The 15,405-nt window shown below is 49.9% G+C and carries 9 protein-coding genes, 2 pseudogenes and 2 riboswitches; of the genes and pseudogenes, 8 read left to right on the forward strand and 3 right to left on the reverse strand.

The annotated features are described in order from the left end of the window. The first annotated feature begins 161 nt into the window (after positions 1 to 161). From ptsG to ptsP, 3 genes and pseudogenes are all read left to right on the forward strand, one after another. Positions 162 to 2,208, forward strand: a pseudogene (ptsG, locus tag ASL14_RS19955) (glucose-specific PTS transporter subunit IIBC). A 120-nt stretch (positions 2,209 to 2,328) separates the two neighbouring features. After that, positions 2,329 to 2,604 carry an HPr family phosphocarrier protein gene (locus tag ASL14_RS19960; RefSeq protein ID WP_134913185.1) on the forward strand — a complete coding sequence of 92 codons (276 nt, stop codon included), beginning with the start codon at positions 2,329 to 2,331 and terminating at the stop codon, positions 2,602 to 2,604. Beyond that, complete coding sequence (ptsP, locus tag ASL14_RS19965) at positions 2,597 to 4,309, forward strand: phosphoenolpyruvate--protein phosphotransferase (protein WP_134913186.1); 1,713 nt, start codon at positions 2,597 to 2,599, stop codon at positions 4,307 to 4,309. The genes ASL14_RS19960 and ptsP overlap by 8 nt, the downstream gene beginning before the upstream one ends. A 117-nt stretch (positions 4,310 to 4,426) precedes the next feature. Here the strand turns inward: ptsP and gcvPB are convergent, their stop codons facing one another. From gcvPB to gcvT, 3 genes are all read right to left on the reverse strand, one after another. Further along, a complete protein-coding gene (gene gcvPB / locus ASL14_RS19970) occupies positions 4,427 to 5,953 on the reverse strand; it encodes an aminomethyl-transferring glycine dehydrogenase subunit GcvPB (RefSeq protein WP_442953169.1) in 1,527 nt (508 codons plus the stop codon). Then, on the reverse strand, positions 5,874 to 7,304 hold the full coding sequence (gcvPA, locus tag ASL14_RS19975) for an aminomethyl-transferring glycine dehydrogenase subunit GcvPA (protein WP_269465359.1): 1,431 nt from the start codon (positions 7,302 to 7,304) through the stop codon (positions 5,874 to 5,876). The genes gcvPB and gcvPA overlap by 80 nt, the downstream gene beginning before the upstream one ends. A gap of 130 nt (positions 7,305 to 7,434) precedes the next feature. Beyond that, positions 7,435 to 8,535 (reverse strand): glycine cleavage system aminomethyltransferase GcvT, encoded by a 1,101-nt coding sequence (gene gcvT / locus ASL14_RS19980; RefSeq protein ID WP_134913187.1) that lies wholly within the window; start codon positions 8,533 to 8,535, stop codon positions 7,435 to 7,437. Between the two features lie 80 nt (positions 8,536 to 8,615). Then, positions 8,616 to 8,712, reverse strand: a riboswitch (glycine riboswitch). Further along, a riboswitch (glycine riboswitch) is annotated at positions 8,713 to 8,904 on the reverse strand. 299 nt (positions 8,905 to 9,203) lie between these two features. On the opposite strand from gcvT, the gene gcvH reads away from it, so the two are divergent. From gcvH to ASL14_RS20005, 5 genes and pseudogenes are all read left to right on the forward strand, one after another. Beyond that, positions 9,204 to 9,599 carry a glycine cleavage system protein GcvH gene (gene gcvH, locus ASL14_RS19985; protein ID WP_134913188.1) on the forward strand — a complete coding sequence of 132 codons (396 nt, stop codon included), beginning with the start codon at positions 9,204 to 9,206 and terminating at the stop codon, positions 9,597 to 9,599. Positions 9,600 to 9,992: 393 nt separating this feature from the next. Then, entirely contained in the window at positions 9,993 to 11,471 is a 1,479-nt protein-coding gene (locus ASL14_RS19990; RefSeq protein WP_134913189.1) for a PTS mannitol transporter subunit IIBC, read from the forward strand. Between the two features lie 80 nt (positions 11,472 to 11,551). Further along, positions 11,552 to 13,630, forward strand: coding sequence for a BglG family transcription antiterminator (locus ASL14_RS19995; protein WP_134913190.1), 2,079 nt, complete (start codon positions 11,552 to 11,554; stop codon positions 13,628 to 13,630). Further along, positions 13,627 to 14,060 (forward strand): annotated as a pseudogene (locus ASL14_RS20000) (PTS sugar transporter subunit IIA). The gene ASL14_RS19995 and the pseudogene ASL14_RS20000 overlap by 4 nt, the downstream one beginning before the upstream one ends. Continuing rightward, complete coding sequence (locus ASL14_RS20005; RefSeq protein ID WP_134913191.1) at positions 14,057 to 15,202, forward strand: mannitol-1-phosphate 5-dehydrogenase; 1,146 nt, start codon at positions 14,057 to 14,059, stop codon at positions 15,200 to 15,202. Before ASL14_RS20000 ends, ASL14_RS20005 begins: the two are co-directional and overlap by 4 nt. Positions 15,203 to 15,405: the final 203 nt, after the last annotated feature.

A 15,405-nucleotide genomic window follows, 5' to 3' on the forward strand; every position in this document is an offset into this window, starting at 1 on the left:
TTACTGATTCGATCAGGCATGAGTTGTTTTAAGTTATGATTGTTTACAGCCTACCGGGGTAAGCTATATCCCAAGGTTGTGTTCAAACATACTTAAATCGGCTCATGCCTTTTTGTTGTTTTGCCTCTCTATTCTAATTTTCAGAGAAGGAAGTGGAACGTATGTTTAAAAAGCTTTTCGGTGTTTTACAGCGTGTCGGCAAAGCTTTAATGCTTCCTGTGGCCATTTTACCGGCAGCGGGACTTTTATTGGGAATCGGCAACATGTTGGTCAATCCCGATTTCTCCAGTACATTCCGGCATTAAATGCGGGCTGGGTTCATCGGTAGCGACGATCATGATGAATGCCGGACAAATTGTTTTTGATAATCTGGCACTGTTGTTTGCAGTCGGCGTAGCCGTCGGTCTGGCAGGCGGTGAAGGTGTAGCAGGTTTGGCTGCGATCATCGGTTACCTCGTCATGAACATTACATTGGGTACAGCTGTGGGTGTTACACCGGGTCTGATCGCTCAAAAATACCGGGCTATGCGAACGTGCTGGGGATTCCAACGCTGCAAACCGGGGTGTTCGGCGGGATTATCATCGGTATACTGGCCGCGGCCATGTACAATCGCTTTTTCAAAATTGAGCTTCCTTCGTATCTGGGCTTTTTCGCAGGTAAGCGCTTCGTTCCGATTGCAACAGCAGTATCTTCGTTGTTGATTGGACTATTGCTGGTCATTGTATGGCCTCCCGTACAATCTGGACTGAACGTCGTGTCTCACTTCATGGTTGATTCCAACCCGACACTGGCCGCTTTCATTTTTGGGGTCATTGAACGCTCACTTATTCCTTTCGGATTGCATCACATTTGGTATTCACCGTTCTGGTTTGAGTTCGGCGAGTACGTGAACAAGGCAGGTCAAACGATTCATGGTGACCAGCAAATCTTCTTTAACCAGCTTCGTGATGGAGTTACATTGACAGCAAGTACGTTCCAAGTGGGTAAATTCCCGTTCATGATGTTCGGTTTGCCAGCCGCAGCGCTTGCAATGTATCATGAAGCAAGACCGGAACACAAAAAATATGTAGCAGGTATTATGGGTTCAGCAGCTTTGACCTCGTTCTTGACAGGGATTACGGAGCCACTGGAATTTTCCTTCCTGTTCGTAGCTCCATTGCTGTTCGCGGTGCATGCTGTGTTTGCAGGGCTGTCGTTTATGACCATGCAAATTTGAATGTTAAAATCGGTATGACCTTCTCTGGTGGATTTATCGACTTCCTGATTTTCGGGATTATTCCGAATCGTACGTCTTGGTGGTACGTCATCATCGTCGGTCTGATTTTGGCGGTTATTTACTACTTCGGATTCCGATTCATCATACGGAAGTTTAACCTGAAAACACCAGGGCGTGAAGAAGCTACAGAAAATGTTGAAGGAGCCGCAGTCGGTACCACAGACGAGCTTCCAGGCAATATTTTGGCAGCTTTCGGCGGGGCGTCCAATATCAAGCATTTGGATGCTTGTATCACACGTCTTCGTATTGAAGTTAACGAGAAGTCCAACGTTGACAAGGCTCGTCTCAAACAGCTTGGCGCAGCGGGTGTACTCGAAGTCGGCAACAACGTACAAGCCATTTCGGTACACGTTCCGACACGATTAAAACGCAAATGGCTGATATTATGGCGGGACGCACACCTGCTCCGGCTCCGGCTTCGTCTCAACCTGCTCCGCAAGAAGAGAAGGAAGCTGGTGAAGAAAAACAGACCATCATCGTTGAAGATATCGTGATGCCTGTTAACGGAGAATTGGTTGATATTTCGACTGTTCCTGATCCGGTATTTGCAGAACGTATGACAGGAGACGGTTTTGCTGTCGTGCCAAATGATGGAACGATTGTGTCACCTGTATATGGTAAAGTATTCAATGTATTCCCAAGCAAGCATGCCATTGGTATCCAATCTGACGGTGGTAAGGAAGTGCTTGTTCATATCGGGGTGAACACAGTAAAGCTTAAAGGCCAAGGATTTGACGTTTTGGTGAACGAAGGCGATCTTGTGTCAGCCGGTCAACCGATTATGAAAGTAGACCTGGAATACGTGAAGGCAAACGCAAAATCCATCATCTCACCAGTCATTTTTACCAACCTTCCCGAAGGTTCTTCGGTAACTTTAAACAAAACTGGAGTATTGAAGGCTGGCGAAGATGGTATAATTACGATAAAATAAACTCTATGTGTTTCGGATTAGTAATCAGGCGGCTTAGGTCGCCTGATTATCGACCCGGTTTCACTACACGTATACTGCGTGTAAACAAATATTATCCATAGGAAAGTGGGAGGAACAATTATGCAAACAACTTTTAGAATTACTGATGAAGACGGTATCCATGCACGTCCTGCAACTGCGCTGGTAAATACAGCTAATAAATTCAGCGGTGCTGAATCTTTTGCCGAAGCTAACGGTAAAAAAGTAACTTTGAAATCCATTCTGGGTGTATTGTCTCTCGGTCTGGAACAAGGCGATATCATCAACATCATCTGTGAAGGCACTGAAGCTGCTGACGCTCTGAAAGCTCTTGAAAATGTAATCGTTAACGAAGGGCTGGGCGAAGTTCATGCTTAAAATTTCCGGGATTGCCGCTTCGGCAGGCATCGCTATTGCCCGGGCGTTTATCTTGGAGCATCCGAATTACGCTGTAGAGAGACGCGCGGTTGGTGATGCTGAAGCTGAAATTGCAAGATTGGATGCGGCTTTAGTAAAATCTCAAACCGAATTGGAAGCGATTAAGGAGAAAACTTTACAGGAACTGGGCGAGAAAAAAGCAGAGATTTTTGCTTCTCACCTGTTGATCCTGAATGATCCTGAACTGATCGATCCGGTTAAAGCTAAGATCAGAGACGAGCAGCTTAATGCTGACTATGCTCTGAACGAAGTAGCTACACAGTTTATTTCCATGTTCGAAAACATGAAAAGTGCTTATTTGCAAGAACGCGCATCGGACATGCGTGATGTAACCAAGCGGATCCTGAATCACCTGCTTGGTGTTCATTTTGTCAGTCCTGCAGAAATTGCCGAAGAAACGATTGTACTTGCAGAAGATTTGACACCTTCCGACACAGCTCAGCTGAATCGCGAATTTGTTAAAGGTTTTGCAACCAACATCGGCGGACGTACTTCGCACTCGGCTATTATGGCTCGTTCACTTGAAATTCCTGCGGTTGTAGGAACGAAAAATATATTGTCCCAAGCTAAAAGCGGCGATTTGATTATCGTCGATGGTCTGGATGGTCACGTATTTGTGAACCCTTCCGAAGAGATCGTTGCGGAATACCAAGCTAAACAGGTGGCATACGACAAGCAACGCGAAGAGTGGCGCAAGCTGCGCGGCGAAGCTACAGTTTCCGTCGATGGTGTGCATGTCGAACTGGCAGCCAATATCGGTACGCCTAACGATGTAGCTGGCGTTCTGGATAACGGTGGCGAAGGCGTTGGCCTGTATCGTACTGAATTCTTGTATATGGGACGCGATAAGCTTCCATCCGAAGAAGTACAGTACACAGCATACAAAACCGTTCTGGAAAGAATGGAAGGCAAACCGGTTGTAGTCCGCACGTTGGACATCGGTGGCGACAAAGAGCTTCCTTATCTGGATCTGCCGAAGGAAATGAATCCATTCCTCGGATTCCGTGCTATTCGTCTGTGTCTGGATCGTCAGGATATTTTCCGTACTCAATTGCGTGCTTTGCTGCGGGCAAGTGTACACGGTAACCTGCGGATCATGTTCCCAATGATTGCTACACTGAACGAATTCCGTGAATCCAAAGCTGTGTTGTTGGAGGAAAAGGAAAAGTTGGTAGCCGAGGGTGTAGCCGTATCTGAAGAAATTCAGTTGGGCATCATGGTAGAAATTCCTTCTACAGCGGTATTGGCTGACCAATTCGCAAAAGAAGTTGATTTCTTCAGTATCGGTACGAACGATCTGATTCAGTACACAATGGCAGCGGATCGTATGAACGAGCGGGTTTCTTACCTGTATCAACCATATAACCCATCCATTCTGCGTCTGGTGAAAATGGTTATTGATGCCGCTCACCGTGAAGGACGTTGGGTTGGTATGTGCGGCGAAATGGCAGGGGATACAACAGCAATTCCATTGCTGCTGGGTCTGGGACTCGATGAGTTCAGCATGAGTGCTACTTCCATTCTGCCAGCACGCAGTCAAATTTCGAAATTGTCCCGCGCGGACATGGAGAAACTGGCTGCAAAAGCTTTGGATATGCAAACAGCCGAGCAGGTTGTTGAATTGGTTCAAAGCATTGAAGGCTAAGGAAGGGTATCACATTTTCAAGGTATATCTTTTTCCAACAAAAATTGCTGTTTACATACAGCGGCCGGTATCTAACAGATACCGGCCTTTTTGTATGCCCCAAATTGGAGTTTGCTTTTAGCTGCATGAGCAATTCAATATAGGCTTGCGAGCTGCAGTTGCTTCGTCCAGTCGCGTGACTGGAGTGGTATATGGAGCATTCAGCACCAATTCAGGCGTTTCCTCCGCTTCCCGCGCAATTTGGATCATGGTGTCAATGAAGGCATCAAGCGTCTCCTTGCTTTCCGTTTCTGTCGGCTCGATCATGATACATTCCTCTACATTCAGCGGGAAATAAATCGTAGGCGGATGGTAGCCGAAATCGAGCAATCGCTTGGCAACATCAAGTGTACGCACTCCGAATTTCTTTAAGCCGCGCCCAGACATCACAAATTCGTGTTTGCAATAGCCTGGATAAGGGATGTCAAAATGCGGAGCCAGCCGATGCATCATATAATTGGCATTCAGTACGGCACATTCGGATACCCGCTTCAAGCCGTCAGGGCCATAGCTGCGGATATAGGCATAGGCACGGACGAGAATGCCGAAGTTGCCGTAAAAGGCTTTGACCCGTCCGATGGAATCTCCCTGCTCTCGATCCCAGTGGTACGTGCCCTTAGGATCACGCACGACAAGCGGCTTGGGCATATACGGAATGAGCCGTTGCTTTACCCCGACAGGTCCCGCGCCGGGGCCGCCTCCGCCATGTGGGGTACTCATCGTTTTGTGCAAATTGAGATGCACCACGTCAAAGCCCATATCCCCGGGGCGGGTGATCCCCATAATGGCGTTGGAGTTCGCGCCGTCATAGTAGAGCAGGCCACCTGCTTCATGCACAATCGCGGCAATGTCAGCGATTTGCTTCTCGAACAGCCCGAGCGTGTTCGGGTTGGTCAGCATAAGCGCAGCGGTGTCGTTGCCTACGGCTTGACGCAGCGTGTCCAGATCCACCAGCCCCTGCGGTGTGGAGGGGAGGGTGATCGTTTCGAAGCCTGCCACAGCGGCGCTGGCGGGGTTCGTTCCGTGCGAGGAATCCGGCACGAGCACTTTGGTACGCCGCTCACCACGCGCTTCGTGGTAGGAGCGGATCATCATCAGCCCGGTCCATTCGCCATGGGCGCCCGCGGCGGGCTGAAGGGTGACGGCATCCATGCCGGTTAACGCGGCCAGATCGCTTTGAAGCGTATGGAGCAGTGCCATGGCTCCCTGGATGCTGCCCTCTGGCTGGTACGGATGGATTTTGGCGAAGCCTGCATAACGGGCGACATCCTCGTTTACCTTGGGGTTATATTTCATCGTACAGGAGCCGAGCGGATAAAATCCGTTGTCCACGCCAAAATTGCGCCGTGACAGGGCGGTATAATGTCGAATTACGTCTACTTCGTATACCTCGGGCAATGCCGCAGGCTCGCTACGCTGCGCATAATCCGGCAAAAGCTCTGCCACCGGACGGCGGGGAACATCGCATTCGGGCAGGGAATAGGCGATACGGCCTGATCTGCTCAATTCAAAAATGAGCGCCTGATCATGCTCTTTCATCTGATTTCGACTGGATTCGACTTCTGGATTCGGTATACCCTGATCTTGTCCGGTGGTGTGTGTCATAGCAATCCCCCAAGATGTGTACGAATTGATCGATCTCTTCCTTTGTTCGTTGCTCTGTCACGGCAATCAGCATGTGACCTGCATATTTCTCATAATCCCGCCCTAACTCGTAGCCGCCGATAAATCCGGCAGCAAGCAATCCGGCTTGCAATTTATTCATATCAGTACCCTCAGGTAACCGCAGGGCAAACTCGTTAAAGGTGGGTGCAGTAAAGGAGGCTGTCACGCCCTTCAAGCCGAGTAGTTGCTCCAATGCGTAACGACTTTTGTGCAAGTTTAGCTCGGCTACTTCCGCGATGCCCTGTCTACCCATGACGGACAAATACACAGAGGCGGATAAGGCGAGCAACGCCTGATTGGAGCATATGTTAGAGGTGGCCTTTTCCCGGCGGATATGCTGTTCCCGTGCCTGTAAGGTCAGCACGAAGCCGCGTTTACCGTTGCGATCTGTGGTCTGGCCCACTATACGTCCGGGGATACGGCGCATATGCGCCTGAGAAACGGCAAAGTAACCACAGGTTGGGCCACCGAGGGAGGAGGAGATGCCGAGCGGCTGCGCGTCTCCTACGACAATATCCGCGCCCTGCTTACCGGGTGCTTCCAGCAAGCCCAGCGCCAGCGGATTGGCGCTGACAACCATAAGACCCTTGTGGGCATGGATCAGGTCAGCCATCGGCTTCAGATTTTCCACGGCCCCGAAAAAATTAGGGCTTTGGACCAAAACTGCCGCCGTCTGCTCCGATATGGCCGCCGTTAATGCCTTCACGTCAGTTACACCATCTGCACAGTCGATCTCTACGATATCCAAATCCAGCCCGCGCGCATAGGCAGCCAACACCTGACGTGCCTCCGGATGGACGGTCCGCGATACGATAATCTGCTTGCGGCGGGTGGCAGCGGCAGCCAATGAGCCTGCTTCTGCCAGCGCAGTCGCTCCATCATACATGCTGGCATTGGCTACAGCCATGCCTGTTAATTCGCATATATACGATTGAAATTCGAAGATGGCTTGCAGCTCGCCCTGGCTTACCTCCGGCTGATAAGGAGTGTAGGCTGTATAAAATTCCGAGCGCGAAGTGATATGCTGGATGACGGACGGAATATGATGATCGTAAATCCCTGCGCCGAGAAAGCTGGCGTGCGTGTCTGTATTGGCATTTTGCCCGGCCAGTCCTGATAAGTGGCGGGTTAAGGCTCTTTCGTCTAATCGAGAAGACAGGGGCAGCTCCCCTTTATACCGGATCGCCTCAGGAATATCGCTGAATAAATCGTCGATGGACGATGCGCCGACCACGCGCAGCATTTCAGCTTGATCCTGCTCGGTCATGGGAAGATAACGATGCTGTTTCATTGGGTCTGGCTCCTTTCAACCAACAAGATCGTAAAAACGTAAAACGATTAATAAACGATTAATAAATGATTGCCAACTGGGCAGCGGTTAGTAACGGATCACGATAGTTATAGTAAGACGAGCGTTTAAATCAGTGTGGACGTTTATAAAAGGGTGCGGCTACCACCTCGGCGCGCAGGCGCTTGCCACGAATCTCGACCTCCAGCGGCGTGGATAGGGAACTAAAACGACTGTCCACCAGAGCCAAACCCAGATTACGTTTTAAGGTGGGCGACTGGGTTCCCGTTGTGACCTCGCCGATGTGCTGTCCTTCCGCAAAAACGGGATAATGGGCACGCGGTATGCCACGGTCAAGCATTTCCAGCCCGATCAGCTTGCGCGGAATGCCTTGTTCTTTCTGGCGTTGCAGAGCCTCTCTACCGATAAAATCTCCCTTATTCAGCTTGACGAAAAAGCCTAAACCAGCTTCCAGCGGTGAAATCGTGGCGGACAGCTCCTGTCCGTACAGCGGCAGCCGCGCCTCGAAACGCAGTGTATCCCGGGCTCCAAGTCCGGCGGGAACCAGACCATACGGCTCACCGATGCGAAGCAATCCGTCCCACACTGCCGGTGCATTCGCAGCAGGCACATAAAATTCAAAGCCGTCTTCCCCCGTGTATCCGGTGCGGGAGACGAGCGCTTTTGCTCCGAATAATTGCACATTCTCGCTGAATCGGAAGGAAGCCAGCTTTGTAATGTCCGTGTCTGTCACGGCTGCGGCAATACGTGCAGCTTCAGGTCCTTGCAACGCCAGCAGTGCCACCGCATCTGATATGTTTTCCATATGAACGGATGCAGGCGCATGGCGAAGCAGCCAATCCCAATCCTTATCGATGTTGGAGGCATTCACAACGAGCATGTAACGCTCCGGCCCTTTGTAGTAGACAAGGAGGTCGTCTACTACACCTCCATCCGGGTAACACAGGAGCGAATATTGGGCCTGGCCCGGCTCCAATTGGCTGACATCGTTCGTCGTCACCTGTTGCAGAAATGCTTCGGCTTCCTGGCCCTCGACCAAGAATTCACCCATATGCGATACATCGAATAATCCTGCACGTTGCCGGACGGCCTCATGTTCCTTTTGAATGCCACTGAACTGTACAGGCAGCTCCCAGCCGCCAAAATCAATGCAACGAACCCCCGACAGCGTGCTGTAGGATGAATGCAGCGGCGTTTTTCGCAAGTTAGTCATTTTTCCACTCCTATCCGGTGTGATCGGCTAAACAAAAAAGACAGGCCGAAAAAAACGTATGGACGGCAGTCCACACACTTTTTTTCAGCTCTGTCCTTGATACCTGAGAGTTACCCCGGTGTGTACCGGGTTTCCCCTTGGGTGATCCGCCTGTATGGCGAATGCTCTCCAGAGATGCGTCCGGCAGAGGTCCTTTTGCCTGAGAGATTCACCTGCGGTGCAGGTTTACTCCTTCGGCGCTGCCTCTGGATCAGCTATACGTCATCCGGTCCTGCCGGTTGGTTACAGCTTGATCCGACTCGCTTGCTGCCTTGTTTTACAGGTGGCAACAGCGATGCGAGTGTTGACAGTCTCTCCCTCCACGTTCATCCGCGTTTACAATTATCGGGTGTTTCCAAAAGCACTTGTTATAACCCATTAATACGCAAATTTATTCGAAATGTCAACAAAAATGTCATGAAAAACATTGTTAAAAACATTTTATTCATAAATAAGGATATGTAAGCGTTTGTTATAATCTGTCGTATTTTAGTTAGAAAGATATATGGAGTAATGTGAAATATTTTTGTTAGTATTATTGACATGATAGTTCTAGTTGTCATAATCTTAACCTGTCATAGACGGGTAGGCAAAACGATGTAATCCATATGAAAGCGAGGCGGAGCAGGATGAGTGAAGTGAAGCAGCAATTGTGGTACACGGAAGAACATGAATGGGTTCAGCGCACAGAGGATGGAACGGTACGAATCGGTATTACGGACTTTGCACAGCATCAACTGGGCGATATCGTTTTTGTGGAGCTGCCTGGGGAGGGAGCAGCGATTGAGCAGGGGGCGGAGATTGGTACTATTGAATCGGTAAAGACAGTATCCGACCTGTTCGCTCCAGTAACGGGAACGGTGTTGAAGGTGAATGAAGCGCTGGAAGGTACGCCTGAGCTGGTAAACGAATCGCCCTACGAAAAAGGCTGGATGATCGAAGTGAAGATTGGGGAAGATCTGGAGGGAGCATTAAGCAAGCTGCTGTCTGCGGATCAGTACGAGCAGTTGACTGCCAATGAGTAATAATGGGGCAATGTAGATTGGATAATTGAATAAGGGCGGCGTTTGTCCGCTCGATTTTGTATAAAAATAGTCGCGATGAATTGGCATAGCGGCTATTTTTGCTGTCTTTTTTTGCAAGCGTAATTACGTGTTTTTCTCTTGTTTAGAGGATAGACCTCATACATAAATTGTACCGATGACAGGATGGTTTTTCAACTAAACACTCGTGTTACAGGCCATATTAAGAGGAATTATGCAGAATGATTTCGCGCCTGTTTATCTTAAATTTAAATGTTGTCATCAACGTTCATGACGAAAGTACGTTTTCATTTCGTTGATGAAGATAGCGTTGTCATTTAGTATGAATTTTAAGAAAAGGTAGTGATGCTTTTTACCTAAAAGGAGGATATGAATATGAGCACAGTGGACACAAAGTCCAGTTCAAACGGAGGAGCGCGCGTTGCCGTACAGCGTTTTGGCCGTTTTCTCAGTGGTATGGTTATGCCCAATATGGGGGCCTTTATCGCATGGGGATTGATCACGGCACTCTTTATTCCGACCGGATGGTTCCCAAATGAGGGGTTTGCACAACTGGTTGATCCGATGAAAAATTATTTGCTGCCGCTGCTGATCGGTTATACAGGTGGCACAATGATTCACGGACAGCGCGGAGGTGTGATCGGGGCCATTATGACGATGGGTGTCATTGTCGGGGCGGCCATTCCGATGTTTCTCGGCGCGATGGTAGCTGGTCCGCTGGCTGCATGGATATTGAAGAAATTCGACAAAGCGATTGACGGCAAAGTTAAATCAGGCTTTGAAATGCTGGTCAATAACTTCTCGGCAGGGATTATCGGGGCGATTTTAGCGTTGCTTGCCCATGTGGCAATCGGCCCGGTAGTACAAATCATCAGTCAAGTGTTGTCAGCAGGGGTACAGTTCCTCGTGAACGCAGGGCTGTTGCCGCTCGTCAATCTCATTATTGAGCCCGGAAAAGTATTGTTTTTAAACAACGCGCTGAACCACGGAGTATTGAGTCCGATTGCGCTGGAGGAAGCTTCAAGAACAGGCAAATCCGTTTTGTTCATGCTGGAATCCAACCCTGGACCGGGGCTTGGTATTTTGCTGGCCTACTGCCTGTTTGGTAAAGGTTCTGCGAAGTCGTCGGCTCCCGGTGCGGTCATCATTCACTTTTTCGGCGGGATTCATGAAATTTATTTCCCTTATATTTTGATGAAGCCGATTCTGATTCTTGCTGCTATAGCAGGGGGCGTAGTGGGAACGTTCTGTTTCATGCTGACAGGTGCCGGACTGGTTGCAGCTCCTTCACCGGGTAGTATCATTGCTTATTTCCTGATGACGCCAAAAGGTGGATATTTGCCAATGCTGAGCGGTGTGATCGCTGCTGCGGTCGTATCGTTTGCTGTTGCTGCTGTGTTACTCAAGACAGGTAAGCAAAAAGAAGAGGATCTTGAGGAAGCGGCATCCCGCATGAAGGATATGAAAACTCAAAGCAAGGGTGCAAGCGAAAACGCTACTGTAACGGAAGATAACCGCGAAGCTGATCGTGCTGCGGAGATTGCCGAAGTTCAAACGGTCAAGGATAAATCAGATGTGAACAAGATCGTCTTTTCCTGTGATGCAGGTATGGGCTCAAGCGCTATGGGCGCCTCGATTTTACGCAAAAAAATGAAGCAGGCGGGTGTGGACGTTACGGTAACGAACACGGCAATCAGTGAGATTCCGCAGGATGCAGATATTGTCATTACGCAAAAAACGTTGACAGACCGGGCTAAAACGGTAGCTCCGAATGCCGAGCACATTTCCATTGACAATTTCCTGAAGAGCCCTGAATACGAAGCGCTGGTGGAACGTCTGAAATCCGATTCTTAATCCACCGTAGTAGTCAGGCCGCCTGTGTGCAGTAGGTATTCTGCGGAGGGGATGAGCTTGGGAAGGAACGGTATGCGCTTATGAATATTACGAAACGACAACGTGACATCGTGGAATATCTTCTGGAGCAGTCCAAAGAGGTAACTGCCGGGGAAATTGCCGAGAAGATCAATGTCAGCACAAGGACGGTTCACCGGGAACTCAGTGCAGTCGAGCATTGGTTAGCGGCTCATGAGGTAAAGCTGGAGAAAAAATCAGGGATTGGAATCTATGTGGATGCCGACTCAGATCAGCTTGTATGTCTGCGGGAGCAATTGATGCATACGAAGTCGGACGAATATTCGGCTGAGGAAAGAAAGATCGTGGTTCTCTGTATGCTGCTGGATACACAGGAGCCGATCAAGCTGTTGGCGCTGGCTTCTGATTTGAAGGTCACGGTAACTACTGTCAGTCATGATCTGGACGAATTGCAAGACTGGATCGGGGAACGGGGACTCGTGCTTGTGCGCAGACGCGGGTACGGAGTCGAGATTACAGGCAGGGAGACAGACAAAAGACGGGCGATTTCCGAGCTGGCTCTCGAAAATTTGGACGAATCGGATCTGTTTTCCGGCCGGGAAGAACCCCGCCCCTTGACGCGTGTCGCCGATAAGCTGCTGGAGATGATTGGCAGAGAGAACCTGCTGACCGTGGAAAATGCCCTCTGGCAGCCCCATGAGAAATGGCTGGAAAACATGGTGGAAAGCAAATATATGGAGCTGCTGATTCAAATTTGCGTTTCGTTGGCACGTTTGCGACTCGGATACGTTGTGGATCATCGTCTCTCGTATTCGAAAACGGATTCGGATGAGAATGTCGTACTGCGTACAGCTATGGTGGAACGCATATGCACAGAGTTGTCAGAGGCGCTGAATATTGAATTTCCGGAGCCGGAACGATCTTATTTCAGAATGCTGTTTCGTGATGCCGAGGATCATTCTACCCGGCTACTGCCGTTGGATGATCTCGTACTGTTGGAGTCGGTTCATGAGTTGATTCGTCGCGTGGAGGAAGAGACAGGCACGCCATTGGCAGAGGATCGGGTTCTGCGTGAAGGACTGATTGCACATATGGCTCCGGTACTCAAACGTCTGAAGGAAGGCAGATCCATCCGTAATCCCCTGCTTCAGCAAATCCGCAAGGATTACGGCAGCTTGTTCGACTCGGTGAAGAAGGCTGCGGCGGACATGACAGAAATGGAAGTGCCGGATGAAGAGATCGGATTTCTCGTCATGCATTTCGGCGCTTCGCTGGAGCGGCTACGGCAATTGCGGCGGGAGGTGCGGGCCATCGTTGTCTGCACGAGCGGCATTGGATCATCCAGGCTGCTTGCTACAAGGCTCGCCAAGGAGTTGCCACAGATCAAAATCGTGGATAGGGCCTCATGGTATGAGGCGGCGCGGATTCCGAAAGAGGATTATGATCTGATCATTTCGACGGTGGAGCTACCGCTTGAACCGGATCGTTACCTTAAGATCAGCCCGTTGCTGACGCAGGAGGAGAGTGACCGCCTGCGTCATTTTATCCAGCATATTACACTCAAGCATCCCCATAATCAGCAGCAGGAACAGGCCGTTCAGCCCGGTCAGGGCATGGAGTGGCTCACCGGGCTGCGGAAAAGTCTCGAGGAAATTGTACACATTGTGCAGCAATTTCAAGTGTATCCGCTGGAAAATCAGAGGATGGATATGCGGGCTACCGTACAGGCTATCTGCATGCTGGAGGCGGGGCGGGGGAACGTCACAGAGCCTACTGCCATTGCTGCACAGCTCATGGAAAGAGAGCGCCAGGGGAGTCAGGTTATCCCTGATACCTCCATTGCTTTAGTCCATACGCGTAGCCGCTATATCCGCCAGCCTTCGCTTACCTTGTATAAGCTGGCAGAGCCACTGCTGGGGGATGCAGGCGAACAGGTAGATTGCGTGCTGCTTATGCTGGGACCTCGCGAGCTGCCGAGAGAAAGCTTGGAGGTATTGAGCGAGATTAGTGCATTACTGTTGCAGGAAGACATGGTTACGCTTCTGGAACACGGCAGCCGTGAGCATATTGTCAATTATATATCAAGTGAACTGGCTGAATTTTTTCACAGTAAATTAGGGACAGGGAGGAACCTACCGTGAGCATTATGACGATAGATAAAGTAAAAATGAACGCAACCGCCAAAGACAAATACGAGGCGATTCGCATGGTCGGACAATCCTGCTGGATGCCGGACATATTACAAGTGAGTACATTGACAAGATGTTGGAACGCGAGGAGATCGTGTCTACCTATATCGGGAACGGGCTGGCTATTCCACACGGCACGAAGGAATCCAAGACGTTCATTCAATCGACTGGCATCTCGATCATTCAGTTCCCGCAAGGTGTAGATTTTGGGGAAGAAAAAGCATACATGGTGATCGGCATCGCAGCACAAGGCGGCGATCATATGGAGATTTTGACGAGTATCGCTGTGGTGTGTGCGGAGGAAGAAAATATGGAGAAACTTCGCAACGCGGTGACCCCTCAGGAAATTATGGATCTGTTCGAAAGCGAGATGGAACTATGAGAGCCGTCCACTTTGGAGCAGGAAATATCGGTCGCGGCTTTATCGGATTGATTCTGTCGCGTGCAGGCTATGAGGTTGTCTTTTCGGATGTTAACGACACCCTTGTATCCGAGTTACGCCGCCGCAAGCAATACACTGTAGAGCTGGCGAATGATACCAAGGATACGGAGATGGTCACGAATGTAACCGCGATTGACGGCAAAGATGCAGGGGCTGTAGCAGACGCGGTAGACCACGCTGATTTGGTAACGACCGCAGTGGGTGTCAGCATCCTCAAGCATATCGCGGCAGGCATTGCCGAGGGGATTAAGAGGCGGATAGAGCGCGGCGCAGCGCCGCTACATGTGATCGCCTGCGAAAATGCAATCGGAGGCAGCGCTCAACTGAAAGAGCATGTTTTTGCGCTACTGGATGAGGCGACTTGTGCCAAGGCAGAGGCTTCGGTGTATTTTCCAAATGCTGCTGTAGACCGGATTGTGCCGATCCAGCATCATGAGGACCCGTTGCATGTGCAGGTAGAGCCCTTTTACGAGTGGGTGGTGGATCGTTCGCAAATGGCCCCTGACCATGAAGAGATTGAAGGTATCCTATACGTGCAGGATCTGGAGCCTTATATTGAACGCAAGCTGTTCACGGTGAATACGGGGCATTGTGTGGCGGCCTATCTTGGCTATAACGCGGGTTATGCTACCATTCAGGAAGCCATGAAGGATAACAAGGTGGTGGATTCGATACAAGGGGCACTGGAGGAAACAGGGGCGGTCCTTGTAAAGCGCTTCGGTTTGGATCAGGGGGAGCATAAGAAGTACATCTCCAAAATTTTGGATCGCTTCCGCAACCCTAATCTGACAGACGAGGTCACTCGGGTCGGACGTTCGCCGTTACGGAAACTGTCTCCCAATGACCGTCTTGTACGTCCGGCACTGCAAGCGGAGGAGTATGGTATCCCGACGGATCATCTGGCGTTAGGAATGGCTGCTGCCTGTAAATTTGATATTGCGGAGGACCCCGAGGCAGTCGAGCTCCAGCAGGTGATCCGCAGCGAAGGACTGGGTGTGGCGCTGACACGCTATACATCCATACCGGCAGATCACCCGCTACTCCGGCAGGTAATGGAGCAATATGATATTATAAGTTCATAAAACAACGAAATAACGCGCGTTATTTTCGATAATCCTCTTGAAGACAAACATCCACATCCACATTAACGTGTTCTGTAGGGATGTGCTTCAAGAGGATTTTTATATGCGTGATTTACATCACATAACAACTTGTCTAAATTGGTTATATTGATAATGATTATCATTATCTACAAAATGGAGTCATCATCATATCTATTTAGGGA

Source organism: Paenibacillus sp. IHB B 3084 (genome assembly GCF_001447315.1).
Lineage (GTDB): Bacteria > Bacillota > Bacilli > Paenibacillales > Paenibacillaceae > Paenibacillus.

What these genes read in the sequence shown, in the direction of transcription:
- ASL14_RS19960 (WP_134913185.1), top strand. Translation starts at nt 2,329, where the DNA reads ATGCAAACAACTTTTAGAATTACTGATGAAGACGGTATCCATGCACGT.
- ptsP (WP_134913186.1), top strand. Translation starts at nt 2,597, where the DNA reads ATGCTTAAAATTTCCGGGATTGCCGCTTCGGCAGGCATCGCTATTGCC.
- gcvPB (WP_442953169.1), bottom strand. Translation starts at nt 5,953, where the DNA reads ATGACACACACCACCGGACAAGATCAGGGTATACCGAATCCAGAAGTC.
- gcvPA (WP_269465359.1), bottom strand. Translation starts at nt 7,304, where the DNA reads ATGAAACAGCATCGTTATCTTCCCATGACCGAGCAGGATCAAGCTGAA.
- gcvT (WP_134913187.1), bottom strand. Translation starts at nt 8,535, where the DNA reads ATGACTAACTTGCGAAAAACGCCGCTGCATTCATCCTACAGCACGCTG.
- gcvH (WP_134913188.1), top strand. Translation starts at nt 9,204, where the DNA reads ATGAGTGAAGTGAAGCAGCAATTGTGGTACACGGAAGAACATGAATGG.
- ASL14_RS19990 (WP_134913189.1), top strand. Translation starts at nt 9,993, where the DNA reads ATGAGCACAGTGGACACAAAGTCCAGTTCAAACGGAGGAGCGCGCGTT.
- ASL14_RS19995 (WP_134913190.1), top strand. Translation starts at nt 11,552, where the DNA reads ATGAATATTACGAAACGACAACGTGACATCGTGGAATATCTTCTGGAG.
- ASL14_RS20005 (WP_134913191.1), top strand. Translation starts at nt 14,057, where the DNA reads ATGAGAGCCGTCCACTTTGGAGCAGGAAATATCGGTCGCGGCTTTATC.